This is a genomic window from Erwinia sp. S38, assembly GCF_016624545.1.
GTDB classification, from domain to species: domain Bacteria; phylum Pseudomonadota; class Gammaproteobacteria; order Enterobacterales; family Enterobacteriaceae; genus Erwinia; species Erwinia coffeiphila.
This window is the reverse complement of the sequence record NZ_JACVTS010000005.1, coordinates 15,209-40,754: the sequence shown is the minus strand read 5'-3', so window position 1 is coordinate 40,754 and position 25,546 is coordinate 15,209. Positions and strand designations below refer to the sequence as shown.

The following is a 25,546-nucleotide window of genomic DNA, read 5'->3' as shown; positions in this document are numbered from 1 at the left end:
CAGCGCAGAGGCGAAGGCAGCTGGCCCGGAGACGGCAGCAGGGACGCTGACGTCAGGCGATGCGCGGGCAGGACGCCCGCTCATTGCCGATCCGTAAGGCCGGATGCCGGAGCCGAGGGCACCGCGCAAAGCGCGGCGCGAGGACCGCCATCAAGCCACCGCAGAGGCCCTAAACAGCCACGACAACCAAAGCGACCTTGCGACCCAAAAACCTTAGCGCTACAGCCAACCTTATCCGCTACGCCAACAAATCACGCCCCATCAAAACGTATACGCGATTAATATTTGCTATCGCTGCTCGCCCCGGCAAAACCCGCCGCATTCAGCAGGCTGGCCAGCAGGCTCGATGCACCAAAGCGGAAATGACGCGCGTCAGCCCAGCCGCTGCCCAGAATGTCATCGGCCAGCTTCAGATACAGCGCCGCGTCATCGGCCGTACGCACGCCGCCCGCTGGCTTAAAGCCAACCTGCTGCTGCACGCCCTTCTCGGCAATCACCCTCATCATAATTTCCGCCACTTCCGGCGTGGCGTTCACCGGCACTTTACCGGTTGAAGTTTTGATAAAATCAGCACCCGCATCGATCGCAATCGACGACGCTTTACGGATCAGCGCCGGGTCTTTCAGCTCGCCGGTTTCGATAATCACTTTTAACAGCACGCCCGCCGCCGCGCAGGCCTCTTTACAGGCTTTTACCAGCTCAAAACCGACGGTTTCGTTACCGGCAATCAGCGCGCGATACGGGAAAACCACGTCGACTTCATCTGCACCGTAGGCAATCGCAGCGCGGGTCTCCGCCAGGGCAATCTCAATATCATCATTGCCGTGCGGGAAGTTGGTCACCGTCGCGATACGGATCTCAGGGGTGCCCTGCTCACGCAGCGCCTTACGGGCGACAGGAATAAAACGTGGGTAAATGCAGATCGCCGCCGTGTTACCCGCCGGGGATTTCGCCTGATGGCAAAGGGCAATCACCTTCGCATCGGTGTCGTCATCATTCAGCGTGGTTAAATCCATCAGTTTCAGCGCGCGAAGCGCCTGGGTTTTCACATCGGACATGGTTCTCTCCAGAAAAGGGAATTAAGGGTCAGGCCTGACGCAGCAGTCACCCTGCAATGTTAGAATAGTAACACTACGATAGAGTAATTTTTGCAGCACAGGTCACAATAAGGCGTTTTATCTTTCAGGATTATTGCATTTAATGTTAGATAAATCACACATTATCCGTGTGCGATCCTTGTCATCGGTCTGTTACAGGCAGCATATCACTGCAATGTTACAATAATAACATTTGGTGTGACGAGGGAAGTGAATTGCGCTGCGCCTGCTTTCAGGATAGTCCGTTTACAGGGCAAACAGCGCGCGGGTCGTTTCTCTGATGGTTTCAGCGATGAGTTCGGGGGGTTCAGAACGCAGTTCGCACAGGCTCTGCCAGACGTTTTTCACGCGTTCAGGCCGGTTAGGCTGACCCTGAAAGCCCTGCAGCGGCATATCCGGCGAATCCGTTTCCAGCAGCAGCGAACTCAGCGGCAGGCGAGCGATAGCATTGCGCGTTTTACTGGCGCGGGGATAGGTGATGGTGCCGCCCACGCCGATGGCGTAGCCCGCACGGATAAACGCCAGCGCCTGCTGCTCGCTACCGGCAAAACCGTGGACCACGCCACGGCGCGGCACTTCAATGCGGCGCAGATGCTGCGCCAGCCGGTCGTGCGTGCGGCGTGAATGCAGGATCACCGGCAGATCGTAATCACGCGCCAGACGAAGCTGAGCATCCAGCACCGCCTGCTGGCGTTCAAACTGCGGATTCTCAATATACAGATCCAGCCCCATTTCCCCCAGCGCCACCAGCTTGCCAGGCCGCTGGCGCAGGATCGCCTCCAGCGCGGCCAGTGCGCTATCGTCGTGCTCGTCAATCGCCATCGGGTGCAGCCCGAGCGCGGCATAAACGGAGGGATGCTCAGCGGCCAGCGCCATAACGCGATCGAAGCGCTCGGCCGACACGCTGACGGCGATAATTTTCTCTACGCCCGCCTCCGCTGCCAGCCGCAGACTTTCCTGCTCATTTCCAACAAACGGAGGAAAGTCAAAATGGCAGTGGGTATCAACAAATTGCAGACTCATGCCAGAGATCCTTTATCCAGTTCACTGTCAAAGCCCGCCGCCGGATCGACAATAATCCCCTGGCGATCGGGTTCGTTTGCCACCGGGGCAGGCGGCACCACGGCTTTCGGATGCAGCTGACTGCCGCCCAGCCACTGGCCGAGCGTGGCGAGGAAATAACGCCCGCAGCGGCGACCCAGATGATAGTCCTGGTTCAGTGACACCACCCGACTGCCCAGCGCGTTGCTGGCCAGTGCTCGCGGCGGATAGATTTCAATAATGCGCAGCCCGCCAGGCGGGGAATCAATAAAGCTCTGGATCTGATGATAGCTATCCTCATGCAACTGCAGGATGTTCACCAGCGGCTGGAGCGCGCTGTCGCTCAGCCAGCGTTCAATACGCTTCACCCACTGCGGCGTATAGGTAATCTGCGACGGCACAGTGCGGATCACCACAATGGTATCCGCCCCCAGGCGCGCGGCTTCGCGCACCGGGATTGCGTCGTTGATGCCGCCGTCCAGATAGCTGACGCCGGACAGATCCACCCCGTTGCGATACAGCCCCGGGATCGCACTTGACGCCTTAATAATGTCATGCCAGCTGTCGGCATCGGGCGAGAAGTAGTTCGCCGTGTAGTCGTCGCTGCGGCAGGCACACATATAGAATTCACGCCCGGATCGGAACAGTTTTTCGCCGGCATCCAGCGCCAGCGGAAACTCCTTACGGGTAATATCGACCAGCCAGTCGAGATCGATCAGATTGCCACCGCGTACAAAGCGCAGCGGATTGAAGAATTGACTGCTGGTGGTGTAGCGGGTGATCACTCGTCGGGCATAGCCGGGCTGGCCGCAAACGTAGGCAGACAGATTCTGCGCACCGGCGGAGGTGCCAAGCAGAAGATCGAAAGGATTGAAGTGAGCACGCTGGAATTCATCCAGCACGCCAGCGGTGAAGATACCGCGCTGCCCACCGCCTTCACACACCAGGGCGAGGGTGCCCGGTCGGAAAGGTTTGAGACCCAGCGGGGCGATGTTGCCGAGGGTTATCGGGATGCGTTTGCCCAAGTCAGGTATCCTCTTAATACAAGAACCTCAGAGGATACCTGGTCTCAGTCACGCCCGTAAGGCGCTTTTTGCTTTTTGTTGCAATTCGATTAAATTATTTCGGCTGCTAGAGTTTCTTACGTCCGGTAAACAGACTCACCAGGAAGATAATAATACCCACAACGAAGACGAGTTTTGCCGCCCATGCCGCAGTACCAGCCAGACCACCAAAACCTAACGCGGCTGCAATCAGCGCGATAACCAGAAAGATAATGCCCCAACGAAACATAAGCTTCTCCTTACCACCAAAGTTGAAATCGAACGGCTTGCATCTCTTCCCGATCCGGCATCGGTTAACCTCCGCCTGAATCAGTCCGGGATGTCATTCAGCTCAGCAACTACGGGCTGACTGAATATCCTTTTTGCTATTTAACGCTCAGATCGTTCTTCACACTTTTCACGCCATCAATGGCTTTGGCAATTCCTTCAGCGCGTTCGGACTGCGCCTGAGTTTTCACCGTACCGGAAAGCTGGACCACGCCGTTGGTGGTTTCAACTTTCACATTGCGCGACGGCACGATGTCATCAGCTAAAAGTTTAGCTTTAATTTCGCTGGTCGTTGCCGCATCACCGGCATAACCGCTCACGCTCTGTTTGGTGCTGTCTTTTACGTGCAGTTTATCACTGACGGATTTGACGCCCTCAATTCCCTTAGCCAGCGCGACTGCCTTTTCGGCCTGATCCTGTGAGGATACAAAGCCGCTCAGCGTCACTACGCCTTCATGGGTTTTGACGGAGATATCCGTACTTTTAATCGCTTCGTCATCTACCAGCGCCGCTTTAACTTTCGCCGTTACGCCGCTGTCATCCATGTAGTTACCGACTTTTTTCATAGAGCTATCGATTTTTGAACCCGCACTGTCGGCTGAGCTTTGCGCTTTATTCATCATGGACTCTTCCGCCATTGCAGAACCGCCCACCAGCGCAGAACCTACCAGTACAGCCATCAGAGTTTTAGCAATCTTAGTCTTCATCATCGATTCGTTCCTTTTTAGTCTTCATCACTCACAACGGTGAGCTTTTCAGCTACAAACGGCGTAGCTGTAGATTCCGGTTTCGGTTGTCCATAACCGTCAACATCGCAGCATTTGCTGCCGTCCGTTTTGCGTCCTTTAGAAATGAATATAGTCAGGAATCAGGATTTCACCGGATAAGACGGGAGAATTGATGGCTAAAGCAGCAAAATAGCGGGGTTTTAGGAGTAGTCTGTAACGAAAAAGGGGGACGACCTGCTGTGCAGACCGGCCCCCATTATGATGGTTTCCTGCGGCTGTGCAGCCGCACAAATCCCGGAATTAGTGCTCGCGGGTTTTGCGGAACACCACATCAGGATAGCGTTCCTGAGTGATATTCAGGTTGACCATCGTCGGCGCGATATAAGTCAGATTATCACCGCCGTCGAGCGCGAGGTTAACCTCGTTCTTACGCTGGAATTCATCGAATTTCTTCACGTCGCTGCACTCCACCCAGCGGGCGGTAGAGACGTTCACCGATTCGTAAATCGCTTCAACGTTGTATTCGCTTTTCAGGCGCGCAACCACCACGTCAAACTGCAGCACACCCACCGCACCCACGATCAGGTCGTTGTTGTGTACCGGGCGGAAGACCTGCACGGCACCCTCTTCCGACAGCTGAACCAGCCCCTTCAGCAGCTGCTTCTGCTTCAGCGGATCGCGCAGGCGGATACGACGGAACAGCTCCGGCGCGAAGTTCGGAATACCGGTGAACTTCATGTTCTCACCCTGGGTAAAGGTGTCGCCAATCTGAATGGTGCCGTGGTTATGCAGGCCGATAATATCGCCCGGATAGGCTTCTTCCACGTGGGAGCGGTCGCCGGCCATAAAGGTCAGCGCGTCGGCAATCACCACATCTTTGCCCAGGCGCACCTGGCGCAGCTTCATGCCTTTTTCATATTTGCCGGAAACCACACGCATAAACGCCACGCGGTCACGGTGTTTCGGGTCCATATTGGCCTGAATCTTGAACACGAAGCCGCTGAACTTCTCGTCGGCGGCGGTGACGGTACGCTGATCGGTTTCACGCGGCATCGGCGAGGGTGCCCACTCAACCAGACCGTCCAGCATATGGTCAACGCCGAAGTTACCTAACGCGGTACCGAAGAAGACCGGCGTCAGCTGCCCTTCAAGGAAGGCCTCACGATCGAACTCGTGGGATGCGCCCTGCACCAGCTCCAGCTCATCGCGCAGCTGCGCGGCCAGGTCTTCACCGATGGCGGCATCCAGATCCGGGTTGTCCAAACCTTTGACGATGCGAACTTCCTGAATCGTATGGCCTTTACCGGTCTGATACAGATAGGTTTCATCCTTGTACAGATGATAAACGCCCTTAAACAGCTTGCCGCAGCCAATAGGCCAGGTGATAGGCGCGCAGGCGATTTTCAGCTCGTTTTCCACCTCGTCCATGACTTCCATCGGGTCGCGGATATCACGGTCCAGCTTGTTCATAAAGGTCAGGATCGGCGTATCGCGCAGACGGGTCACTTCCATCAGCTTACGGGTACGATCCTCAACGCCTTTCGCGGCGTCGATAACCATCAGACAGCAGTCCACCGCCGTCAGGGTACGATAAGTATCTTCCGAGAAGTCTTCATGCCCCGGGGTGTCCAGCAGATTAACCAGGCATTCGCGATACGGGAACTGCATCACGGAGGTGGTGATCGAAATACCACGCTGTTTTTCCATCTCCATCCAGTCCGATTTCGCGTGCTGGCTGGAACCGCGGCCTTTTACCGTACCGGCAGTCTGGATCGCCTGTCCGAACAGCAGCACTTTTTCAGTGATGGTGGTTTTACCGGCATCCGGGTGGGAAATGATGGCAAAAGTGCGGCGGCGGGCCACCTCTTGCATAAAGGGTGCATTAGACATGAAGTTCTTCTGAGCCAATTAATCGTTAATGGCCGGCATTTTCGCCGATTCTGCCGTCAGAAACAATGCAGAACGCCGCTTAATCGCCCGAAAGACTCGCCGCTGCTCAACCAGGTCGTTTCAGCCGCCCTCTTTCTGCTTCGCAGATAGCGCGCACGCAGCAGCCCTGAAGGTGGTCATTCACCAGCCCCAGCGCCTGCATCAGCGCGTAAGTGGTTACCGGTCCAACCCAGCGCCAGCCGCGTTTTTTTAACGCTTTCGACATCGCTTCCGCTTCCGGCGAGGTGTTATTGCCCTGCCAGTAGTGAATATCGACCGTCTGCGGGCGCGCTTCCGGCTTTGGTTCAAACTGCCAGAACCAGGCGGCCAGCGAACCCGCTTCGGCTACCATTTCAATCGCGCGCTGCGCATTGTTGATGGTGGCGAGGATCTTCGCCCGGTTGCGGACGATGCTTTTATCCGCCATCAGTCTGGCGATATCACCCTCGTTAAAGCCCGCCACGATTTCGAAATCAAACCCGGCAAAGGCCCGGCGGAAATTTTCCCGCTTGTTGTAGATCATCTGCCACGACATGCCGGAATGAAAACCCTCCAGGCAGACCTTTTCAAAAATCAGCCGATCGTCGGTTACCGGCCTGCCCCATTCGTCGTCGTGGTAATCGGACATCTGCGGCTGCCAGTAGCAGCAGGTACGGCCTTGTGCATCAACGATCAGGCCCGTTTCATGCTGCGCATCGTTTTTCTCGTGTTTCATCTTCACCTCAATCCATTACGGTGCTCGTTGCGGATAAACGCCGCCCGGTTAGCAATGCTATATCTAAGCAGCGAAAAATGCGGCATTTGGCTTTTAGCGCGGCCGTCCGCTATTTTTACTTCACCTGCGGCATCACCGCCGATTCACTTCTTAACAAGGGTATATCGCGTTATGAGCACCAACGACTATCAGCCAGCAAAAGTCTGGAGCGAAAATAAGGCGCTGGGCGGCACCTGGGGCAGCATCAACCGTCCGACGGCGGGCGCACGCCACGAGGCCACTCTGCCCACCGGTAAACATCCTCTGCAATTGTACTCGCTGGGAACGCCTAACGGCCAGAAGGTCACGATCCTGCTGGAGGAACTGCTGGCGCTGAACGAGCACGGTGCCGAGTACGACGCACACCTGATCCGCATCGGCGAGGGCGATCAGTTCTCATCCGGTTTCGTGGCGGTGAATCCGAATTCCAAGATCCCGGCGCTGCTGGATACCTCTACCACACCGGCAACGCGAGTGTTCGAGTCCGGTGCCATTCTGGTCTATCTTGCGGAGAAGTTTGGCCATTTCCTGCCAAAAGATCCTGCGGGACGCACCGAGACGCTGAACTGGTTGTTCTGGCTGCAGGGCGCAGCACCTTACGTCGGCGGTGGTTTCGGCCACTTCTATCACTATGCGCCGGTGAAGATCGAATACGCCATCGATCGCTTTACGATGGAAGCCAAGCGTCAGCTCGATCTGCTGGATAAGCAGCTGGGCGAGCACCGTTATATCGCGGGTGACGAGTACAGCATTGCGGATATCGCCATCTGGCCATGGTACGGCACGCTGGTGCAGGGTCTGATGTATGAGGCGGCGGAGTTCCTGGATGCGGCGTCGTACAAGAACGTGGTGCGCTGGGCGGACGAGATTGCGCAGCGTCCGGCGGTGAAACGCGGTCGGATTGTGAATCGTACCTGGGGTCCGGAGGATCAGCAGCTGGCCGAGCGCCATGATGCGTCGGATTTTGCGAAGCTGGGGCTATAAGTTGCGGTGAGATCCGTGAACGGGGGCGACCGTTTCGGGGCAGGTCGCGGTGGGATCTGCGAATGGGGCTACCGTTACGGGCAGATCGCCGGATCGCCGTGAACCCCTCCCTGGGGGCTTGGCTGCCGCATCCTTGCGGCAGACACCCGGCTAACCTGTCCCGTCACGGTTCCCCTTTCATACAGTGTTGTTGCTGCTTAAAAACAGTTATTTAATTAACCTTACCAAGACTCTTCAGCTAAGGTCAGATGCCGCTTTTCGAGCAGCGACACCGAGACATTCAGGCAATCGGGGCTGGACGGATAAGCGGACCGTCCGAGCACAGGGAGGTGCGAGGCCGAGCGAACAGGGATGTGACAGCGGGTCTGCGTTCCGGCCAGCCCCGATACGCCAGACGCAGAATCTGAAGCAACCCCCCAAGCACTGGAACGTAACAGCGGGTCTGCGTTCCGGCCATCCCCGATACGCCATGCGCAGAATGAGCAGCAATTTCACTCTTAAATGCTCGATAAAGGCCCGTTCTGGCCGCAACCTTAACTCAATAACTTATCCTGTAACTCACCCAGCGACGCCACCTGCCACATCGGATGAATCCCCTCCGGCTGAGCACGCCCGTCAGCATTCAGCCAGCAGGTCGCCATCCCGGCATTGATCCCGCCGAGAATATCCGAATCCGGATTATCCCCCACCATCATCACCCGATCGCGCGGCGGATTACCCATCTGCGACAGCGCATAATCAAAAATCGCCGGGTGCGGCTTAGCATGGCCCACCTGCTCGGAAATCACCAACAGATCGAAATAGCCGAGGAAGCCGGTGCGCTCCAGCCGCGCCTGCTGAAGCGCGGTAAAACCGTTGGTAATGATGCCCATTTTCACCCGGCCCTTCAGCGCATTAAGCAGATCCGTTGCCCCCTCCAGCGGCAGGCAAATCTCAGCCATGGCGGTCAGAAAACCGCTATTCAGATCGTGCGGCGTCACCTGCAAACGATCCGCCCAGCCCTGGAAACGCTGATGCTGCAACTGCAGGGCGCTAATGACGCCATTCTGATAATCCACCCACAGCGGCTTGTTAATCGCCTGATAATCATCGAAATCAGCATGGCTGAACTGCACGTCGTATCGCTCAAAAAGCCGCTGTAATCCGGCAAAAGCATCGAAGTGAAACAGCGTGTCGTCAGCGTCAAATAAAATCCAGTCCCATTGGGTAAGCATCGGTCATTCCCGGTTAAATCGTTAAGGCCATAATCACGGCGTCTTCTTTGCCGTCTGCGGTCGGGTAGTAGTTGCGTCGGATCGACACCTCATTGAAATCCAACTGCTCGTACAGCGCGATAGCCGGCCGGTTAGAGGCGCGAACCTCCAGCCAGAGGGTCAGAACCCCGCGCTGCTCCAGCTCGGCGATCAGGTGCTGCAACAGCTCACGGCCAAAGCCACGGCGCTGGAATGCCGGATCGACGGCCAGATTAAACAGCGTGGCTTCGTCCAGCACCACCTGCGTGATAGCGAACGCGGCCAGCACGCCATCCACTTCCAGACGGAAGTTCAGATAGCGTTCGCCCTGATTGCTGGCAAAGGTTTTTTCCGACCAGGGAAAAGCGTGACTGCGCTGCTCAATAGCAAACGCGGCATCAAGATCGTGCGTGGTGAGTAAAGAAATCTGATTCATGTTGGCAAATCTGCTGCCATAGCGCCCGTTTGGCACCGGCATTGTGATAAAGCTCCGCCAGCACCGGCGAAACAAGGTGGGTTCCGGCAAGCGTGCCCGGAGCATCTAATCCTAAGCACCAGCTATGGCAGCGGGTGTCATCCGGCAGCATCGCCAGTTGTTCAGGCGTAAGCATCTGCACCTGCGGTTCGCGCAGTTCCAGCGCACGCAGCACATCCGCGACCAGCGGGTCCTGCATAGCGGGTAGCACCTCGGCAATAATTACCAGCCGGGTTTCTGCGGGTAAGGTCACCGCAATCTCTCCCTGCAGGGCACGTGGACACCGCAGCGTATACTGCGTAATACCCATTTGCTGTAATAACCAGTCGCGTCTGGAAGACATCATTTTTCCTGTCTGGCTGCCCGTGTAACCGGCATAGGGTAACAAAGCCTTCGAAACTGCGCCAACAAACAACTATAATCGCCGCTCTGATTTTTAAGGAGTGACCGATGTCCGCATTTACCCCGGCCAGTGAAGTGATACTGCGCCACAGTGATGAATTTTCCCAACGCCGCGTGCTGTTTGCTGGCGATCTGCAGGATGACCTGCCCGCACAGCTGGAAACCGCAAAGAGCCGGGCGCATACCCAGCAATATCATCACTGGCAGATCCTGAACCGTGCGATGGGTGAAAACGTTCTTTTCGGTCTGGTGGCTACGGCAGAGATCGCCGAGGGCTGCGACACCCTGGTGTACTACTGGCCGAAAAACAAGCCGGAAGCCCAGTTCCAGCTGCAAAACCTGCTGGCCCTGCTGCCGGTTGGCAGCGACATCTTTGTGATTGGTGAAAACCGCAGCGGCGTGCGCAGCGCGGAACCGATGCTGGAAAACTGGACCAAACTGGAAAAAATCGACAGCGCCCGCCGCTGTGGCTTGTACCACGGCCGTCTTGAGCAGCAGCCAACGTTTGATGCCGACGGCTACTGGGAAGATTACGCGCTGGGCGATCTGACCATCAAAACCCTGCCGGGCGTATTCAGCCGCGATGGACTGGATGTCGGCAGCCAGCTGCTACTCTCCACGCTGACGCCACACACCAAAGGCAAAGTGCTGGACGTAGGCTGCGGCGCAGGCGTGTTGTCCGCCATGCTGGCCAGCCACTCTCCTAAAGTTCGACTGACGCTGACCGATGCCAGCGCCAGCGCCGTGGCTGCCAGTGAAGCCACGCTGGCCGCCAACGGCCTGGAAGGCACCGTGGTTGCCGGTAACGTTTATTCCGGCATTAGCGGGCGCTTCGATCTGATTATTTCCAATCCACCGTTCCACGACGGCATGCAGACCAGCCTGGATGCGGCACAGACGCTGATCCGCGGTGCGGTCACTCATCTGAACACCGGCGGAGAGCTGCGAATTGTGGCTAACGCCTTCCTGCCGTATCCGCAGGTGCTGGATGAAACCTTCGGTAGCCACGAAGTGCTGTTGCAGAACGGCCGCTTCAAGGTGTATCGCGCCGTTAAAGGCCGCGCACCAAAAGCATCACGTTAACGCTCGTCAGGGGCCTGAACGGCCCCCATAAAGCGCGTTGAAAGCACCAAAAGCCGCCCATTCGCTGTTTTTTCAGACGATTGATCCAGCAATAAAAAATAACTGTTGACGTACTTGGTAAAATCTCTAGAATGCGCCTCCGTGGTTGCGATACAACGTTGTTGTGTTGCGGGTATGCGAAGGTGGCGGAATTGGTAGACGCGCTAGCTTCAGGTGTTAGTGTCTTAACGGACGTGAGGGTTCAAGTCCCTCTCTTCGCACCAAAAACCATGTTATTCATATTACGCAGCATCTGCGCGAAGGTGGCGGAATTGGTAGACGCGCTAGCTTCAGGTGTTAGTGTTCTTACGGACGTGAGGGTTCAAGTCCCTCTCTTCGCACCATGTTGATTACCTCTCCCTGAAAAATCCCAGCAGTTATCCCCAGAAGCATCTTATTCACTCCCGGTTTTATTCATTTATCCTCAGCAATACTTAATCTTTGCAGTGATATATCCATCGTCCCTGATGGTGCTGATTATCCGCTTATTGCGTACTGAAATTAACAGTAATCGCCGCAAGCCCGCCCACCAGCGCAATACACGACGGCAACAGCATATAATGGCGCAGACGTTTATGAAACAGCATCACCACGGTTGCCAGAAACGCCACGACCATCAGCATCCGCCATTCGGTGAATGACAGCTCCATCATTGCCATCAGCGGCATAACCGTGCAGGGCAGCAGAACGCCCCAACCGCTATCGAGTCTTTTACCCATCATCCAGCTTACCCCCCATAGTCCACACGCAGTGATCATTGCGGCTACCATAGCTGTGTCCACACAATTTCAAATGATAATGATTACCAATATCATATGACACTTTTTATCACTTTGCAGCAACATTGTTGAAACTTTATTCTGGCGGATGACAGCCTGATTGATAAATGTTAGATTGACTCGGATCACAATTCAGAAAAATCAAATAATAACAGCTCTAAACTATTCCAGTTGATAAGCATCTGTCGTCTGCAGCGAGCCATGCTTTGATATTCCAGGGCAGTCACGAGTATATAAAATGCAAACTAAAATCTATGATAAATTGCTTAACAGCAAGCGTCGCCTGTCGTTGATGCTATTTCTTTTTTTAAATATTGTTACCGCTTTATTTTTGTCGCTTCGCGCCACCAGCCATACGCCACTCACGGCCTGCGCTCCCACGTTACTTATTGCGATATTCAGCGTGGCATTGCTAGCAAGATTGCTAATCAATCCGGCGGCGCAAATACAGCGCCTGAATAGTGTGGCTTTATTTACCGGCCTACTTTGGGCGTGGCATATATTCTCCCGCTATCATTATCAGTTCTATATCGCCGATAATTACCTGCTGGTTGCCCTGGTCAGCGTCTTCTTTATTAGCGCCATTGCACTGGGGGATCATCTGCTGGCATTTTGCCTGCACGCCCTGCCGACCGCGGCAACCGTGCTGATCCTGGATGCCGGCCGCAATACGCTGTTAATGCTGTTTACCGTCACGCTGCCGCTGGTCGGCTTCACCCTTCATCATCTGATGCTGCGGCGGCTGGATAATTTCACCCGTCGTCTGCTCAGCCAGCTTTATGCCGAAAAAGAGTCCTACAGCGATCTCAGCATGCTGGACCCGCTCACCGGCTTATATAACCGTCGTGGCCTGCATAACCGCCTGCAAAGCATTCTTGAAAAACACTCGGGCAGCCACTTTGTCCTGCTGCTGGATATCGACAATTTCAAGGCCTACAACGACAACTACGGCCACACCATGGGCGATCAGGCGTTAATACGCGTTTCTACTGCCATTCGTGACGCGGTGCGATCGCGGGATGTCGTTACCCGCTTTGGCGGCGAAGAGTTTCTGGTGCTGCTGACTAACGTCAATGAAACTATCGCCATGCAGCTGGCGGAGCGCATTCGTCAGTATGTGGTTAATCTGGAGATATCCCACCGATTTAACGACAAGGTATCGACCCACGTCACCCTCAGCGCCGGTATCGCCCCGCTGGAAGGCGACGATTTTAACACCGCACTGACCAATGCTGACCGCGCGCTGTATCTGGCCAAGAACCAGGGACGCAATATGCTGCTGTCCTGGCAGGACCTGATGAACAGCACCCAGCCACAGGCCGCCGATCCCCAGAATGTCTTTACCGGCGGAAAATAAAGGAGAATCAACATGAGTCTGGAATCCGTACGGCAGTTTTTTGCCGATCGCGCGCCCGAAATCGCCATTATTGAACTGGAAGAGAGCACCGCCACCGTCGATCTCGCCGCGCGTGCCCACAAGGTTGAACCGGGGCAGATTGCCAAAACGCTGTCGCTGAAAGTGAAAGATCGCGTGGTGCTGGTCGTGACACGTGGCGATGCGCGGCTGGATAACCGCAAGCTGAAGCAGGCCCTGGGTGCGAAAGCCCGCATGCTCAACGGCGAAGAAGTAGTGAGCTGGACCGGCCATCCGGTTGGCGGCGTCTGTCCGTTCGGTCTGGAAAACCCGCTCACCGTTTACTGCGACATCTCGCTACGTGACTATCAGGAAGTGCTGCCCGCGGCGGGCGCTATCCACAGCGCGGTGCGCATCGCGCCGGAGTATATGGCCACCCTGACCGACGCCGAATGGGTCGACGTCTGCCAGCCGCCTGAATGACTTAGCGACGATGGCCCCGGGCTGTCGTCCCTTCACCGATTTTCCGCAGCACCCTGCCCCCGGACCTCACTACCTGAAATTTTAACGCCCTGGGTTTCACGCCCAAAGGCAACAATCAGGCAGATCAGCACGGCCACCGTTCCCGCAACGATCGCCATCGCCAGCCCGTAGTTATTGCCGTGCGCTTCGGCAATTTTCGACTGCAGTGTGGCATTCACCGATGCAATCAGATTACCCAGCTGATAGACAAAACCCGGCAGTACCGCACGTGCATTGGCCGGCACCAGTTCAGTCAGATAAGTCGGCACCACGCCCCACGCGCCCTGCACCATAAACTGCATCAGAAATGCCCCGCAGCCAATCATCCACGAGCCGCTGGAAAACGCCCACAGCGGCAGCACCGGTAGCGCAAGAAAAGCCGCGATCATCATCGCCTTCTTGCGCCCGATTTTCTCCGACAGCGAACCGAAGAATATGCCGCCCAGCATTGCCGCAATGTTATAGCAGATGGCGATGATGCTGACGGTGTGCGGATCGAAGCCGTGCTGCACTTTCAGGAAGGTAGGATAGAGATCCTGAGTCCCGTGGCTGAAGAAATTAAAGCAGGCCATCAGCAGCACCAGATAAATACACAGCTTCCAGTGGCTGCGCAGCACCGGCATCAGCGCCGCTCTCTCCTTACGTTCACGGGCGGCCAGCCATACCGGCGACTCCGGCACTTTGAAATAGATAAACGGCAGCAGCAGGATCGGCAACGCACCAATCAGGAACATCCCGCGCCATCCCACCATGCTGTAGCACAGGCCGAAGATAATTGACGCCAGCAGATAGCCGCAGGGATAGCCCGCCTGAAACACGCCGGACATCAGTCCGCGCGAGCGATCGGGAATGGTTTCCATCGCCAGCGAAGAGGCCACGCCCCACACGCCACCCATCGCAATGCCGTAGATCACACGGAAGATCAGGAACCACTCCAGCGTCGGTGACCAGGCGGAAAGCAGCTCAAACAGCGAGAAGATAATGATGTTGGTCATCAGGATCGGGCGTCGTCCGTACTTTTCCGCCAGGCGACCAAACAGCAGCGCGCCAATCGGCCGGACCGCCAGCGTCAGCATGATTGCCAGCGAGACATCGGAAATTTCGGTGTGGAAATTGGCGGCAATATCGCTCAGCACAAAAACCAGAATAAAGAAGTCGAACGCATCCAGCGTCCAACTGGCAAAGCTGGCGAACGCCACATTGCGCTGGGTAGAAGTCCAGTTAAGCATGGGGATGTCCTGTAGGGGATATTTGTTATTAATTTGTTTATAGCATGTGAAACAGAACCCCGATTGGACGCTTTTGTCAGGCTTATCATCAGGGTGTAAGCGGAAGTTTCAGTTTGTTTCCTGAGTAATTATTAGGCAGGTAATCATCGAGTAAGGGCAAAACCGCGCCGAGACCAGATAGTGCCAGGCCGCTTTTGAATGAGTGGGGAAACCGGTACATATTCACCAGACTCCTGGCAAAGGAGGGGATAGCGCGTACCGGCCTGTACGATAAAAGTCAGAGGATACTGATGCATCGGCCTCGATCTTGTGCAATCGAAAGACCATCCTGCATCAGCCTCACGCTTTCATTGATTCAGGGAATTGCAGGTTGGGTCATCGCCAGATACTTCTCCAGCATCGCTAACAGCAGATCGTTATCCACGGACTGCAACACGTGGATCAGTCCCCCCTCGGGCTGGTCAATCCCGACATCCAGCCGCAGCGGCGGGCGGTAGCGCCAGGATTTACCGCGCGTCATGCCCGGCCGGAGTTCAACGTCGACGTAGTAATCCGCCGCACGGGCAACATCCTGATTAATCAGCCACGCGACCACCAGCGCATCGTGTATCCAGCAGCCAGGCAGGCGACGCGTCTGCATCGAGTAATCAATCCACGGCCGCAGCGTTTCACTGACAAATTCGGCCAGTGGCCCGGGCAGCCGGGCAATACGATCCAGATCGCCGTGGGTCATCATCGTTTTGCTGGTGACGTCCATCGGCACCAGAGTGATATTCGCGCCGCTGGTCAGCACCTGATGCGCCGCCTCCGGATCGATACCGAAGTTGGTGTCCTTAATAAAATCATCCAGCGCGAACACCCCGCCCATAATGGCAATCTCCTGCACCGCCTGCGCCATCTGCGGATAGCGCTGGAGTGCAAGCGCAATGTTGGTCAGCGGACCGATCGCCACAAGGGTAATTTCACCCGGGTTGTCGCAAATCAGCTGGCCGATCGCATCCGCCGCCTCCTGCTGCGTGGGTTCAAAGCTGGCGGGCTGACGTACCCCCTGCCACAGATGTCCCAGTTGATTACCGTTTACCCTGCGATCCAGCACTTCGCGCCACGGCCCGGCAGGTTCATACAGCGCCATGTCGGCCCCTTTCACCACCGGCACCGGCCTGCCGGTACGCTGCATCAAATCTTTCGCCACGCTGTATCCCACCTCGCTGGGGGTATTTCCCGCCACCGTGGTGATCAGCTCCAGTGAAAGCGACGGCGCCGCCAGCGCCAGTGCTATCGCCAGCCCGTCGTCTACATTGGCTCCGGCAATCCCGTTGCCGGGATCGCAGTCAATAATTAATCTCTTCATAACTCGCTATCGGAATAAGGGGCTGCCTGACAGCCACAGGATTCACCAATCTCCAGCCGGTGGGAAAACTCGCGCAGCATGGCTTTACCGTTCCATTCTGCCAGCATGACGATCGCCGCTTTGGCTATCTCGGCCACCGGCTGCCGAACGGTGGTCAGCGAAGGCACGTGATAGGCCGACTGCTGCGTGCCGTTGAAACAGACCAGCGCCACATCCTCCGGCACCTTCAGCCCCTGCTCGCTCAGCGCGCGGATACAGCCAATTGCCTGCGCTTCGTTGGTAGCAAACAGCGCACGCGGCACCGTCGCCCCCTGTAACATTTTTTTTGCCGCCAGATAGCCACCTTCGCGGGTGTAGGGCGTGCTAAAAATCCACTGCGGATTTTCCTGCACGCCGTGCTCTGCCAGCGCTTCCCGCCAGCCGAGCAGGCGCTCCTGCGTATTCAGCATCTCCAGCGGACCGCAGATAATCCCCGCCTCGCCGTAGCCATGACTTAGCAGGTGAGTAGTCACCTGACGGGAAGCCTCCCGCTCATCCACCCGCAGTACGCTGACCTGCAGTGCCGGATCGACACTGTCCAGCATCACAAATGGCGTGCCGCTGGCCCGCAGTAAATCGGTGTAAGGGTGGCGATCCACGCTGATATAAAACAGCCCGCTGACCTGCTGGCTGAGCATATTATTAATCAGCTGCAGCTCGCGCCTGCGGCTGTCACCCGAATCGCCTAACAACATCACCATATCGTTGGCCAGCGCCTCCTGCTGAAGCGCATGGGCCAGCGAAGCGATAAAGGCGTTATCGATATTCGGCACAATCAGGCCCCAGGTTTTGGTGGTGCCGGAGGCCAACGCCCGCGCCACATTATTGGGGCGATAGCCGGTTTTCTTAATCGCCGCCAAAACGCGTTCGCGCGTGGTCGCCGCCACCGGACGCGGGCCGTTATTGATCACATAGCTGACCACCGCTACTGAGGTTCCGGCTTCTCTGGCAACATCGGCACGCGTGGCACGATGAGGGTTTTGCTTTGCGGCCGCCGACTTCGTCAGATTATTTACTGCCATTCAGCCGCTATCCTTATTTTGTGGTTAAATTGCGTCGTCGGGATCGTTAAGATCGCGCCCGCGCGTTTCCGGTGCAACAAACGTTGTCATCAGCCCAATCGCCGCCATCGCCGCGAAGTAGGTGGCAATCGGCCACCAGTGCCCGGTCCAGGAGAGCAGCGCCGCAGCCACCAGCGGTGCCGTACCGCCGGAGAGAATCGATCCCAGCTCTTTCGCCGTGGCCATTTTCGTGTAGCGATGCGTCACGCCGAACAACTCTACTCCCCACGCCGCCTGTACGCCAAAAATCCCCAGCGATGCCAGCCCCATTCCGGTGACGATAGTGGCAATCACCACGGCAGGCTCGCGGGAATCCAGCAGCATAAAGGCCGGGAAGGCATAGAGGATCAGCAGCAGGCAGAAGCAGCGATAGGTAATCCGGCGGCCAAAGCGGTCCGACAGCCAGCCCGCCAGTGGAATAATCAGGAAGCCAAGCAGAGAGGCAATAAACACGGCGGTCGTCGCCACGGATTTATCTACGGCCAGCACTTTTACCACGTAGCCGATGATAAACCCCTGAGCCAGATACGAGGGACCGTTTTCACCAATTCGCAGGCCGACCATCACCAGAAAAGCACGGCTGCGCTGCCAGAATCCACGGTTATCGGTGGTTGCCGGTGTGCTTTTCACCTGCGAGCGCTGCTGCTGTAGCGCCTGTTTCTGACGTTCGAACACCGGCGTTTCGCGTAAATGACGGCGTATCCACAGCGCCACCAGGGCAATCAGCGAACTGCACAGGAAAGGAATGCGCCAGCCCCACTCCTGTAGCGACTGCTGATCCATCTGCACCACCGCCAGCCACACCAGCGACGCAACCAGCGTGCCGCTGTTGGAACCGAGCGCAATAATTGAGGATACCAGCCCACGCCGCTGCGCCGGGGCATATTCACCGAGCATCACCGTACCGCCGGAAAGCTCCGCCCCGGCTCCGAAACCCTGAGTAAAGCGCAGGATCACCAGACAGGCGGGAGCCCACAGATCGATGGAAGCATAAGAGGGGATCAGGCCAATCAGGGTCGTTGAAACGCCCATCAGAATAATGGTGGAGACCATGACGATTTTTCGGCCACGGCGATCGCCCAGCCAGCCGAAGAACAGCGCACCGATGGGGCGGGCGATAAAGCCAACCGACCAGGTCGCGAAGCTGGAGAGCAGCGCCATTGAGGGGCTGGCTTCGGGGAAAAAGACATCGCCAAAGATAATACCGGCGGCCAACCCGTACAGCGCGAAGTCAGCGTACTCCATCGCGGTGCCCAGCCAGCATGACAGGGTCGCTCGCCAAAAATCTTTACGCCCTTCTTCGGTGGTTAAACGTTCATCGGCCGCTGCGGTAGGTGGCACCGTATCGGGTTTGGCAACGCTATTAGGTTGAGACATAGACAAATCCTGATTTGAAAATCCATTTAAGGCCCCTGCCGTGCGCTTCCTGCATGAGGAAAAAACACGGTCGGGGGAGAGAAACATAAAGCCCTGTAGCAAAGATCGGTAACGGGTTCCCTGGTGTTGGAACATGTTTTTCGTTCCGCGCTCGCCGGTTCAAAAGCGACCAGTCATATAAGTAACGCGAAACAAAATTGACCTTCACGTGGCCGCCGGATTTCCCACGCCGTGAATTTTCACTCAACACGCATTCTATCTACGCGTGTAGATAAATCAAGGCAGCAGGACTAACTCATTAATTAATCTTGATATTAATCACAAAAAACCAATGGAATTACAAACAAAATCAAGGGGATAAAACAGGTTAAAAATTCAACTTTTTCTATCACACCAAAGCCCGGCAGATGCGCAACGCTTTCCACCCGGCCGAATCGCGCAGCCCGATTTTTAACGGGAAAATATTGCAGAAAAATGAACGTCAGGAAGATTTATGGAAGCACCTTGCGCAGGTTAGCCATGGGGGATCGTTCTATCGTCGTGCTCAAACTGTCTGTAATTCAACCAGTTCCGGGTTGTCGTAGTTTGCCTGGAAAATAGACATACAAATGGTAAACGCTGGATCGCTGCGCGCAGTTCCATTATAATCCTGCGCCTCAGGCCCCTTAGCTCAGTGGTTAGAGCAGGCGACTCATAATCGCTTGGTCGCTGGTTCAAACCCAGCAGGGGCCACCAAATTTTAGTTTTAGAATCATATGATTAAGCCACTCTATTGAGTGGCTTTTTGTTGCCTGAGATTTGAGTGGCAGCAAAGTGGCGGCAGAGAAATTGCTTTGCTGCTTCAACGTTATAATCCATTACCGGTCCCACTTTGCTTGCCGCCTTGCCGCTTTTACCCCATCCCCTCCCTCTGCAACCTGATGCCATCCCCACACACAATCTTTTTCCGATCAAAAAACACCCACCCCCCCCTTCCAGAGAGGTGATCGGTTAAAATTTAACTGATAAGATATCCATTCACTTAGTTATTCATTTATCTATTCATAGAGTGATTCAATATTATGCCTGCTCGTTCTGACACACTACGCCAGTTGCTCAACCAGGGGCCGATGAAAGCTCGGCAACTTATTGAAATATTGGGAATCAGCCAGCCAACGATGTCCCGTGCACTAAGGGATATGGGGGATGATATTGTGCGGATTGGAGCGGGCCCATCTATTCAATATGCCCTGCGCGACGCCTGGCGCGGATTCAGATCTGCGCCCATTTACCGTATCACTGCTGAAGGCCGCGTCATGCCGCTTGGCGAACTCATTCCGGTTCGGCCTGAGGGATTTGTTATGGTGCAGACCGACAACGTCAGTCTCCATAGCGACGGACTGCCGTGGTGGCTGTTTGACATGCGGCCACAGGGGTATCTTGGGCGCGCCTGGGCATCAGCATATGCGGCCGATCTCGGCCTGCCGACGAATCCAGAGCAGTGGACCGATTCAGATGTGGTTAGAGCTTTGCTCGCACAGGGCCATGATGCTATTGGCAACCTGCTGATAGGGGAACAGGCGCGAAACCGCTTCCTGAAAATGCCGGAACCCGTCCCGGTTGAGCGCGCCACTGCGTATCCCGCGCTGGCATTGGCAGCGGGTGCCGGTGAGGCTCCTGGATCATCAGCAGGAGGAGAACAGCCAAAATTCTGTACCTATACAGAACGCGGGCACGTACTGGTGAAATTCTCGGCCCCGGACAATAATCCGGTTAGCGAACGCTGGCGCGACCTTCTGCTGGCCGAACACCTGGCGCTGGGGCTGCTGGGTGTGGAAACAGAATTATTTGATTTTGGTGGCCAGCGCTTCCTTGAGATCCCCCGATTCGACCGCGTTGGCAAGTTGGGCCGTGTTGGCGTCTTCTCGCTACGTGCGCTTGATGCAGAATTTGTCGGCAATGCCCCGGCCTCCTGGCCTGTTCTGGTTAATAGCCTTGTTACGCAGGGACATGTCGACCCTGAATCGGCAGCCAGCACCGCACGGCTTTGGGCATTCGGCATGTTGATTGGCAATACCGACATGCACCACGGTAACCTGTCGTTCATCAGCGACCGTGGCCGCCCATATCATCTCGCCCCGGCCTACGACATCCTGCCTATGGGGTTTGCACCCAGAGCTGGCGGCGCTATCGTGAACGAACTTCGGGCTGCGTCATTACCGGAAATCATCAGTCGAGACATCTGGCAGGAAGCGCTGGGACTGGCTGAGAACTTTTATGCTGCGGCCAGCAGCTGCAACCGCTTTTCCGCCAATTTCACCCCATGTCTTGACGTATTACGCCGTCATCTTGACGAGGCCAGCTCGCGTATTGCTCGCCTGGGATAAAAGGCGAGTGCAGCTCAGCGGCGTGATGCTATGATTCGGATATCGAGGGATCTGAAAAAGCCGTAACGGGGACAATGAAAAACTATTCCTATCTTTACCTGTTCACGATCAGCATCGCGGTTCTGCTGGTGATATTCGGTTTTATCGTCTGGCGCAGTGGTATTTATGCCGAAACCTTTCTTAATGATGCCACCAGAAAAAACTTTATCCTGATAACGCTGGGGTTATCGATCTGCCTCTCTCTTTATGCCTTTCATCGCGGAATAATCAAAACCGGTAAGCGTATTGATTACCTTAAATTTTTCATGGGAACGTTTATTGTTTTAATGGTAGTAGCCATTATTCCCTTAATGACGCTGGCCTACTATCTTCCTGGTAAAACCTCCGCCTATGCCGCCAGCTACACCTATTCTCCGCGCGGCCATAAATCCTGTGCGGGAGCCAATGTTGACGACCCCGATCTGGGGCGGAATATCAAAATATGCTATCCCGAAGGAAACTATCAGTTCAATAAAGTCATATTCGTTTCCAAAAAAACCAATGCGCTCGGTTCCGTTATTCTCTTTGCACTAACGACGCCCTGACCAACGTTATTGAGCTGCGAGCCTGATATGCCACCGATTCACGCCATCGACAGGTTAAACGACCTGCTGTGCCTGATGGAATTAAGGAAAACCGCCCCTCATCTCGCCGATGAAAATTATGCGAGAACTATCGTGGAGTGGGCCGAGGAAGCCGTGATTGCCGGCAATCATTCCGAACCGCTGCTGATCCTCGCTTCGTTAGGCCTGGATGCCACGCCGAATGAGGATGAAATCCGCGACTACCTCGGTAGGTATATGATTGAAGCGGGTCTGGTCTATCCGGGGACGAAGCTCAGCACGCTGGTGTGGTTGAGAATTCAGCTTGAGCATCTGATTCGCTGTGAAACCGTGCAGGATGCTGAAGGCCGCCTGCGTTTTTTCGTGGATTACTGGGTAGAAGCCAACCCGAAATGGGTGAGTAAAACCTGCCATCATCTCAACTGGCTTTACTTCTATCTGTTCGACGACGGCATTGGCTACCCTTCCACGGCATCAACAATGACCGATGCTGAAATTCTGGCGTATATCAGAACATCAGTCCGTCCCTACGCCCTGGTACTGTCGAAGGATCAGTGGCTCAGCTGGCTTGCCAACGAGCCGCTGCCGAATCGGTAATGGCAGCAAAACGGCAGCAGAGCACAGAACTATGCAACGTTATTAAACAGCATTAAACGATTCAGGCTGTTGAAATTAAAGTAATTCATTGTTTCTAAATGAATTAAGTTGGGACTCATAATCGCCTGTTCTGAATAATGAGCGACAGGCAATACCGAAGTCACAAAGCAGGCTGACTGATGCCCCGAGCGGGCCATCCGCAGCGCTGAACGCAGAGAGGAAGCCAGGATTCATCCGCATGGACGCGGATGAAAAGTTCAGCCGGGCCACGGATGGCCCGTCTGAACGGGTCCGACAGGCTGACGAACGGAGTGGAGGCACCGCGAAGCGGCGCGAGGACCGGCCCAACCGGGGCATCAGCCAGCCAGCGCTGGCACACTATTCCAGAAAACATCTCCCCCGCATCACTATGAATGCTTACGTCAGCAACAATAAAGCCAGCTGTTAACTGAACTACATTTTCAAACCGAGGAAGGTAAACGGCTTCGCCTCTTTATAATGGTCGTTAGCCATGCCCGAATAAATGTTGGTCTGGTTTGGCCCCAGGTCGAGCTTCATCACCCTGCCGGTTTTTTCCGAGAAATCGATCTTTTTCAGGTCGGTCCAGAACACGTTCGGCGTTAGCGCAGACTCGAAGAAGTAAAGCCCGCGCTTCTGATCGGAAACAGTCCGCCAGCGCGTGGAGGAGATATTCGGCTGGCCGGGCGTAGAGATACCGTAAGGCACGGACACATTGCGGATCACGCTAAAGGTACTGGCGATAGCTTCAACCGCGTTTTCAGATTTAGGGATCGCGTTAACGTAGAAACTGGCGCGGGCAAAGCGGTCCGGCGCGCTATTGGTGCCCGGCAGCATCACCGTGCCGCCGATCTGCTTCCAGTACTCTTCCATTGCCAGCTGCTTCTCAAAAATCGGTGAGTTGGTCATCACCTGATAGCTGCGGCTGTGGTGAATAACCTGTTTACCATCAATATATTCGATAATCGCACTGTCACCGGTGGCGTCAGACAGCGAGAGGTGCAGCGTGGCCAGCCGATCTTCCCCCGGCACTTTGTCGGTGACGATGCTGAACGGTTCTTTACTCAGCACATCAACCGCTTCCTGAACGGTGGCAAAATTATCCAGCGCGTATTGCGCCCAGGCGGCGATCGTCAGGCCCGGTTTTTTGCTGTCGTATTTCGGGTAAGAAGACTCCACCAGCCACAGCACATTCGCCACCAGCCCGGCTTCGTTCATACCGTCGGTGGTAGAGATATCGTAGCCGGAGGCGATCACGCTGCCGTATTTCGAGGTCCACTTAACGGAATTTGGCCCGGCTTCACCGGTGCGCTGCATACCGCGCGGGAAAATCCACAGGTTGGTGCCGACATCCACCTTCCAGTCCATTGAACGCGCGGTGATCACCTGGTCGTTTGCGCCCAGATAGACAAGCCGCGTGCATGCTTCCACCGTCGGCATCAGCATGCCCATCGTTAAAAGCGCGGCGCTACACTTCGCAAAAAATGAGTTCTTTTTCAAAATCATCGTTCTGTTTCCCTGTTTTTTTTTCTGTGTGAGGTTCCTGAAAACGGTATGGTAATGTAACAGTAACTGGCATTATTTTACCCAATACCGTTAATAAATTTTATAAAAGGGACGATGCTTTGAAACGATTTGCCGTCTTTGCCTTACTGCCACTCTGCGGATTTCAGGCCGCCGGTGCGGCACCTACAGCCCTCTCCACGACCAACCAGCAGCCAATCAACGCAGCAGAAAAACCGGACTGGGCCTTTCAGGTCACGCCGTTTCTGTGGGCGGCAAGCATGAGCGGCAGTATCTCGCCGTTTCAGCGCGGTTCGACGGTGGACGTGGATAAACCTTTTTCAGAGGTGATGGACGATCTGAACTTTGGGGGATTCCTTGATATCTGGGCGCGCTACGATCGCTTCGTCTTCTCCGGAAATCTGATGTATGTCGATACCACCGACAGCCACGCCAGCGGCCCGCTCTCCGCATTCCAAATCCCGGGATTCGGCGTGACTATCCCGCCCGGGTCTAACGTTGAAGCAAAAGTGGATAGCCGACAGTTTATGGCCACTCTGCTGGGCGGTTATCGCGTAATGGAAACCCCTGATTTTACTCTCGATCTGCTCGGCGGCATGCGCGTATGGCACGTGTCTAACGATATCACCGTGTCGGCCAGCCATTCGCTGATTGGCAGCCGAACCGCCTCGTACGGCGAGAGTTTCAGCTGGGTCGATCCGCTGGTCGGCGCACGCGTGTTCCTGCCGCTGACGAACGAATTTTCCTTCCAGACAGAGGCCGATGTGGGCGGGTTTGGTATGGGCTCCGACGTCACCTGGTCGGTGCTCGCCAGCATCAATTACACCTTTACGGATAATATCTCGGCATCGGTGGGCTATAAGGCGCTGAAAGTGGATTATGACCACAATGGCCACGTCTATGACACCCTGCTGCGCGGCCCGGCTATTGGGGTGACGTGGCGTTTTTAACAATCGTTGATGAAATCAGCACTACTCAGTCAGTACGCTGGCTTTCTTTTACCTGAGTTAAACAGCGGTTACAGCGCCGGATGCTCTGTAGCTGCGTTATTCTAAGTGCTTCATCTTCAAGTGCCGCAAGGCTGTTTCCACAGACCTTGAAGTAATCACCGCCGGTAAAGGGCTGTGGCTGAGAATAACTGCGTTGATTATTAATGGCATCACAGCGGGATGCATGAAGGCAGGTCAAATCCCCCACGCTGGCACTGCCCTTCCCTTCACCTCTTTTCGGGATATTAAGAACGTAACCTTCCGGGTTATTTTTCAGCCAGAGATGATATTGCTGTTCGCTATCGGCATTTTCCTGGCTGTAGAAACGGAAAATACCCATTTTTTCATTATTAACATTTGAAATGTATTTCATTATTGCCAGCAGATAGGATGAGTTAAACGTCACATCCTGATAATCTCGTGGCAAGACGCTCCCCGTTTCTTCAAATCTTGCAATAAAAGCATCGACATCTTCCCTGCCCAGCCGTCTGATGTTGTTTTTTGAGTTCCTGATATAAAGTACCCCCTGTTCGGAGTACAACGTAAAACCCTGCTTTCGCACACCGGTAAAAAGCTCAACGGGCTGAGAAAAATGCTCCAGCAGATGTTGGTAAAAGTCTCTGTAAATCATGTAAATACTCTC

Annotated in this window: 26 protein-coding genes and 3 tRNA genes; 12 read left to right on the top strand and 17 right to left on the bottom strand. The window is 55.3% G+C overall.

Annotated features, from left to right (window positions below; genetic code table 11):
• Positions 1 to 278: 278 nt before the first annotated feature.
• The 7 genes from deoC to IBT46_RS07380 form a co-directional block, all read right to left on the bottom strand.
• Positions 279 to 1,058 (bottom strand): deoxyribose-phosphate aldolase, encoded by a 780-nt coding sequence (gene deoC, locus IBT46_RS07410; protein WP_200545106.1) that lies wholly within the window; start codon positions 1,056 to 1,058, stop codon positions 279 to 281.
• A 285-nt stretch (positions 1,059 to 1,343) separates the two neighbouring features.
• A complete protein-coding gene (locus IBT46_RS07405) occupies positions 1,344 to 2,120 on the bottom strand; it encodes a TatD family hydrolase (RefSeq protein ID WP_200545105.1) in 777 nt (258 codons plus the stop codon).
• Positions 2,117 to 3,163 carry a patatin family protein gene (locus IBT46_RS07400; RefSeq protein WP_200545104.1) on the bottom strand — a complete coding sequence of 349 codons (1,047 nt, stop codon included), beginning with the start codon at positions 3,161 to 3,163 and terminating at the stop codon, positions 2,117 to 2,119. Before IBT46_RS07400 ends, IBT46_RS07405 begins: the two co-directional genes overlap by 4 nt.
• Before the next feature lie 106 nt (positions 3,164 to 3,269).
• Positions 3,270 to 3,431 carry a DUF1328 domain-containing protein gene (locus IBT46_RS07395; RefSeq protein ID WP_105594818.1) on the bottom strand — a complete coding sequence of 54 codons (162 nt, stop codon included), beginning with the start codon at positions 3,429 to 3,431 and terminating at the stop codon, positions 3,270 to 3,272.
• A 136-nt stretch (positions 3,432 to 3,567) separates the two neighbouring features.
• Positions 3,568 to 4,179 (bottom strand): molecular chaperone OsmY, encoded by a 612-nt coding sequence (osmY, locus tag IBT46_RS07390; protein WP_200545103.1) that lies wholly within the window; start codon positions 4,177 to 4,179, stop codon positions 3,568 to 3,570.
• A 318-nt stretch (positions 4,180 to 4,497) separates the two neighbouring features.
• The gene (gene prfC / locus IBT46_RS07385) at positions 4,498 to 6,087 is read right to left on the bottom strand and encodes a peptide chain release factor 3 (RefSeq protein ID WP_200545102.1); all 1,590 of its coding nucleotides are present in this window, start codon (positions 6,085 to 6,087) and stop codon (positions 4,498 to 4,500) included.
• 106 nt (positions 6,088 to 6,193) lie between these two features.
• A complete protein-coding gene (locus IBT46_RS07380) occupies positions 6,194 to 6,841 on the bottom strand; it encodes a DNA-3-methyladenine glycosylase I (protein ID WP_200545101.1) in 648 nt (215 codons plus the stop codon).
• A 171-nt stretch (positions 6,842 to 7,012) separates the two neighbouring features.
• Here IBT46_RS07380 and yghU point away from each other — a divergent pair, with 171 nt between their 5' ends.
• Positions 7,013 to 7,864, top strand: a complete 852-nt coding sequence (gene yghU, locus IBT46_RS07375; protein WP_200545100.1) for a glutathione-dependent disulfide-bond oxidoreductase — start codon at positions 7,013 to 7,015, stop codon at positions 7,862 to 7,864.
• Positions 7,865 to 8,397: 533 nt separating this feature from the next.
• Here the strand turns inward: yghU and yjjG are convergent.
• The 3 genes from yjjG to IBT46_RS07360 are packed head-to-tail and all read right to left on the bottom strand — an operon-like array spanning position 8,398 to position 9,917.
• Entirely contained in the window at positions 8,398 to 9,078 is a 681-nt protein-coding gene (gene yjjG / locus IBT46_RS07370; protein WP_200545099.1) for a pyrimidine 5'-nucleotidase, read from the bottom strand.
• A 13-nt stretch (positions 9,079 to 9,091) separates the two neighbouring features.
• On the bottom strand, positions 9,092 to 9,532 hold the full coding sequence (rimI, locus tag IBT46_RS07365; protein ID WP_200545098.1) for a ribosomal protein S18-alanine N-acetyltransferase: 441 nt from the start codon (positions 9,530 to 9,532) through the stop codon (positions 9,092 to 9,094).
• Positions 9,495 to 9,917 (bottom strand): DNA polymerase III subunit psi, encoded by a 423-nt coding sequence (locus IBT46_RS07360; protein WP_200545097.1) that lies wholly within the window; start codon positions 9,915 to 9,917, stop codon positions 9,495 to 9,497. Before IBT46_RS07360 ends, rimI begins: the two co-directional genes overlap by 38 nt.
• Positions 9,918 to 10,021: 104 nt before the next feature.
• On the opposite strand from IBT46_RS07360, the gene rsmC reads away from it, so the two are divergent.
• The 3 genes from rsmC (at position 10,022) to IBT46_RS07345 (ending at position 11,439) form a co-directional block, all read left to right on the top strand.
• Positions 10,022 to 11,056 (top strand): 16S rRNA (guanine(1207)-N(2))-methyltransferase RsmC, encoded by a 1,035-nt coding sequence (gene rsmC / locus IBT46_RS07355; protein WP_200545096.1) that lies wholly within the window; start codon positions 10,022 to 10,024, stop codon positions 11,054 to 11,056.
• Positions 11,057 to 11,232: 176 nt separating this feature from the next.
• Positions 11,233 to 11,319: transfer RNA gene (locus IBT46_RS07350), tRNA-Leu, on the top strand.
• A 33-nt stretch (positions 11,320 to 11,352) separates the two neighbouring features.
• Positions 11,353 to 11,439 (top strand) — tRNA-Leu (locus IBT46_RS07345).
• Positions 11,440 to 11,580: 141 nt separating this feature from the next.
• On the opposite strand, the gene IBT46_RS07340 is transcribed toward IBT46_RS07345, so the two are convergent.
• The gene (locus IBT46_RS07340; RefSeq protein WP_105595803.1) at positions 11,581 to 11,865 is read right to left on the bottom strand and encodes a DUF1435 domain-containing protein; all 285 of its coding nucleotides are present in this window, start codon (positions 11,863 to 11,865) and stop codon (positions 11,581 to 11,583) included.
• A 247-nt stretch (positions 11,866 to 12,112) separates the two neighbouring features.
• Here IBT46_RS07340 and IBT46_RS07335 point away from each other — a divergent pair, with 247 nt between their 5' ends.
• Both IBT46_RS07335 and IBT46_RS07330 read left to right on the top strand, forming a co-directional pair.
• Positions 12,113 to 13,231 carry a diguanylate cyclase gene (locus IBT46_RS07335; RefSeq protein WP_200545095.1) on the top strand — a complete coding sequence of 373 codons (1,119 nt, stop codon included), beginning with the start codon at positions 12,113 to 12,115 and terminating at the stop codon, positions 13,229 to 13,231.
• Positions 13,232 to 13,243: 12 nt separating this feature from the next.
• Positions 13,244 to 13,711 carry a YbaK/EbsC family protein gene (locus IBT46_RS07330; protein ID WP_200545094.1) on the top strand — a complete coding sequence of 156 codons (468 nt, stop codon included), beginning with the start codon at positions 13,244 to 13,246 and terminating at the stop codon, positions 13,709 to 13,711.
• Between the two features lie 32 nt (positions 13,712 to 13,743).
• Here the strand turns inward: IBT46_RS07330 and IBT46_RS07325 are convergent, their stop codons facing one another.
• The 4 genes from IBT46_RS07325 to IBT46_RS07310 all read right to left on the bottom strand — a co-directional run bounded on the left by IBT46_RS07325 (position 13,744) and on the right by IBT46_RS07310 (position 18,807).
• Positions 13,744 to 14,979, bottom strand: coding sequence for an MFS transporter (locus IBT46_RS07325; RefSeq protein ID WP_200545093.1), 1,236 nt, complete (start codon positions 14,977 to 14,979; stop codon positions 13,744 to 13,746).
• 355 nt (positions 14,980 to 15,334) lie between these two features.
• The gene (locus IBT46_RS07320) at positions 15,335 to 16,330 is read right to left on the bottom strand and encodes a nucleoside hydrolase (RefSeq protein WP_200545092.1); all 996 of its coding nucleotides are present in this window, start codon (positions 16,328 to 16,330) and stop codon (positions 15,335 to 15,337) included.
• Positions 16,327 to 17,391 (bottom strand): LacI family DNA-binding transcriptional regulator, encoded by a 1,065-nt coding sequence (locus IBT46_RS07315; RefSeq protein WP_200545091.1) that lies wholly within the window; start codon positions 17,389 to 17,391, stop codon positions 16,327 to 16,329. The genes IBT46_RS07320 and IBT46_RS07315 overlap by 4 nt, the downstream gene beginning before the upstream one ends.
• 24 nt (positions 17,392 to 17,415) lie before the next feature.
• Entirely contained in the window at positions 17,416 to 18,807 is a 1,392-nt protein-coding gene (locus IBT46_RS07310) for an MFS transporter (protein WP_200545090.1), read from the bottom strand.
• A 659-nt stretch (positions 18,808 to 19,466) separates the two neighbouring features.
• Here IBT46_RS07310 and IBT46_RS07305 point away from each other — a divergent pair.
• From IBT46_RS07305 to IBT46_RS07285, 5 genes are all read left to right on the top strand, one after another.
• Positions 19,467 to 19,542 (top strand) — tRNA-Ile (locus IBT46_RS07305).
• A gap of 326 nt (positions 19,543 to 19,868) precedes the next feature.
• Entirely contained in the window at positions 19,869 to 21,173 is a 1,305-nt protein-coding gene (gene yjjJ / locus IBT46_RS07300) for a type II toxin-antitoxin system HipA family toxin YjjJ (protein ID WP_200545089.1), read from the top strand.
• Positions 21,174 to 21,247: 74 nt separating this feature from the next.
• On the top strand, positions 21,248 to 21,757 hold the full coding sequence (locus IBT46_RS07295; RefSeq protein ID WP_200545088.1) for a hypothetical protein: 510 nt from the start codon (positions 21,248 to 21,250) through the stop codon (positions 21,755 to 21,757).
• 27 nt (positions 21,758 to 21,784) lie between these two features.
• Positions 21,785 to 22,372, top strand: a complete 588-nt coding sequence (locus tag IBT46_RS07290) for a hypothetical protein (protein ID WP_200545087.1) — start codon at positions 21,785 to 21,787, stop codon at positions 22,370 to 22,372.
• Between the two features lie 238 nt (positions 22,373 to 22,610).
• Complete coding sequence (locus tag IBT46_RS07285; RefSeq protein WP_200545086.1) at positions 22,611 to 22,820, top strand: hypothetical protein; 210 nt, start codon at positions 22,611 to 22,613, stop codon at positions 22,818 to 22,820.
• 5 nt (positions 22,821 to 22,825) lie between these two features.
• Here the strand turns inward: IBT46_RS07285 and IBT46_RS07280 are convergent, their stop codons facing one another.
• Positions 22,826 to 23,842: a linear amide C-N hydrolase gene (locus tag IBT46_RS07280; RefSeq protein WP_234480028.1), complete on the bottom strand. Its 1,017-nt coding sequence runs from the start codon at positions 23,840 to 23,842 to the stop codon at positions 22,826 to 22,828.
• Between the two features lie 173 nt (positions 23,843 to 24,015).
• Between IBT46_RS07280 and IBT46_RS07275 the strand changes: the two genes are divergently transcribed.
• The gene (locus tag IBT46_RS07275) at positions 24,016 to 24,864 is read left to right on the top strand and encodes a hypothetical protein (protein WP_200545084.1); all 849 of its coding nucleotides are present in this window, start codon (positions 24,016 to 24,018) and stop codon (positions 24,862 to 24,864) included.
• Positions 24,865 to 24,889: 25 nt separating this feature from the next.
• Here IBT46_RS07275 and IBT46_RS07270 read toward each other — a convergent pair whose 3' ends face one another.
• Positions 24,890 to 25,534, bottom strand: coding sequence for a hypothetical protein (locus IBT46_RS07270; RefSeq protein WP_200545083.1), 645 nt, complete (start codon positions 25,532 to 25,534; stop codon positions 24,890 to 24,892).
• Positions 25,535 to 25,546: the final 12 nt, after the last annotated feature.

Excerpts from the sequence above, each read along its gene's own strand:
- IBT46_RS07315 (WP_200545091.1), bottom strand. The coding sequence starts at position 17,391 with ATGGCAGTAAATAATCTGACGAAGTCGGCGGCCGCAAAGCAAAACCCT.
- yghU (WP_200545100.1), top strand. The coding sequence starts at position 7,013 with ATGAGCACCAACGACTATCAGCCAGCAAAAGTCTGGAGCGAAAATAAG.
- IBT46_RS07380 (WP_200545101.1), bottom strand. The coding sequence starts at position 6,841 with ATGAAACACGAGAAAAACGATGCGCAGCATGAAACGGGCCTGATCGTT.
- IBT46_RS07310 (WP_200545090.1), bottom strand. The coding sequence starts at position 18,807 with ATGTCTCAACCTAATAGCGTTGCCAAACCCGATACGGTGCCACCTACC.
- prfC (WP_200545102.1), bottom strand. The coding sequence starts at position 6,087 with ATGTCTAATGCACCCTTTATGCAAGAGGTGGCCCGCCGCCGCACTTTT.
- IBT46_RS07335 (WP_200545095.1), top strand. The coding sequence starts at position 12,113 with ATGCAAACTAAAATCTATGATAAATTGCTTAACAGCAAGCGTCGCCTG.
- IBT46_RS07285 (WP_200545086.1), top strand. The coding sequence starts at position 22,611 with ATGGACGCGGATGAAAAGTTCAGCCGGGCCACGGATGGCCCGTCTGAA.
- IBT46_RS07295 (WP_200545088.1), top strand. The coding sequence starts at position 21,248 with ATGAAAAACTATTCCTATCTTTACCTGTTCACGATCAGCATCGCGGTT.
- rimI (WP_200545098.1), bottom strand. The coding sequence starts at position 9,532 with ATGAATCAGATTTCTTTACTCACCACGCACGATCTTGATGCCGCGTTT.
- yjjG (WP_200545099.1), bottom strand. The coding sequence starts at position 9,078 with ATGCTTACCCAATGGGACTGGATTTTATTTGACGCTGACGACACGCTG.
- yjjJ (WP_200545089.1), top strand. The coding sequence starts at position 19,869 with ATGCCTGCTCGTTCTGACACACTACGCCAGTTGCTCAACCAGGGGCCG.
- IBT46_RS07330 (WP_200545094.1), top strand. The coding sequence starts at position 13,244 with ATGAGTCTGGAATCCGTACGGCAGTTTTTTGCCGATCGCGCGCCCGAA.
- IBT46_RS07270 (WP_200545083.1), bottom strand. The coding sequence starts at position 25,534 with ATGATTTACAGAGACTTTTACCAACATCTGCTGGAGCATTTTTCTCAG.
- IBT46_RS07325 (WP_200545093.1), bottom strand. The coding sequence starts at position 14,979 with ATGCTTAACTGGACTTCTACCCAGCGCAATGTGGCGTTCGCCAGCTTT.
- rsmC (WP_200545096.1), top strand. The coding sequence starts at position 10,022 with ATGTCCGCATTTACCCCGGCCAGTGAAGTGATACTGCGCCACAGTGAT.
- IBT46_RS07405 (WP_200545105.1), bottom strand. The coding sequence starts at position 2,120 with ATGAGTCTGCAATTTGTTGATACCCACTGCCATTTTGACTTTCCTCCG.
- deoC (WP_200545106.1), bottom strand. The coding sequence starts at position 1,058 with ATGTCCGATGTGAAAACCCAGGCGCTTCGCGCGCTGAAACTGATGGAT.
- IBT46_RS07290 (WP_200545087.1), top strand. The coding sequence starts at position 21,785 with ATGCCACCGATTCACGCCATCGACAGGTTAAACGACCTGCTGTGCCTG.
- IBT46_RS07340 (WP_105595803.1), bottom strand. The coding sequence starts at position 11,865 with ATGGTAGCCGCAATGATCACTGCGTGTGGACTATGGGGGGTAAGCTGG.
- IBT46_RS07360 (WP_200545097.1), bottom strand. The coding sequence starts at position 9,917 with ATGATGTCTTCCAGACGCGACTGGTTATTACAGCAAATGGGTATTACG.
- IBT46_RS07395 (WP_105594818.1), bottom strand. The coding sequence starts at position 3,431 with ATGTTTCGTTGGGGCATTATCTTTCTGGTTATCGCGCTGATTGCAGCC.
- osmY (WP_200545103.1), bottom strand. The coding sequence starts at position 4,179 with ATGATGAAGACTAAGATTGCTAAAACTCTGATGGCTGTACTGGTAGGT.
- IBT46_RS07280 (WP_234480028.1), bottom strand. The coding sequence starts at position 23,842 with ATGGGCATGCTGATGCCGACGGTGGAAGCATGCACGCGGCTTGTCTAT.
- IBT46_RS07320 (WP_200545092.1), bottom strand. The coding sequence starts at position 16,330 with ATGAAGAGATTAATTATTGACTGCGATCCCGGCAACGGGATTGCCGGA.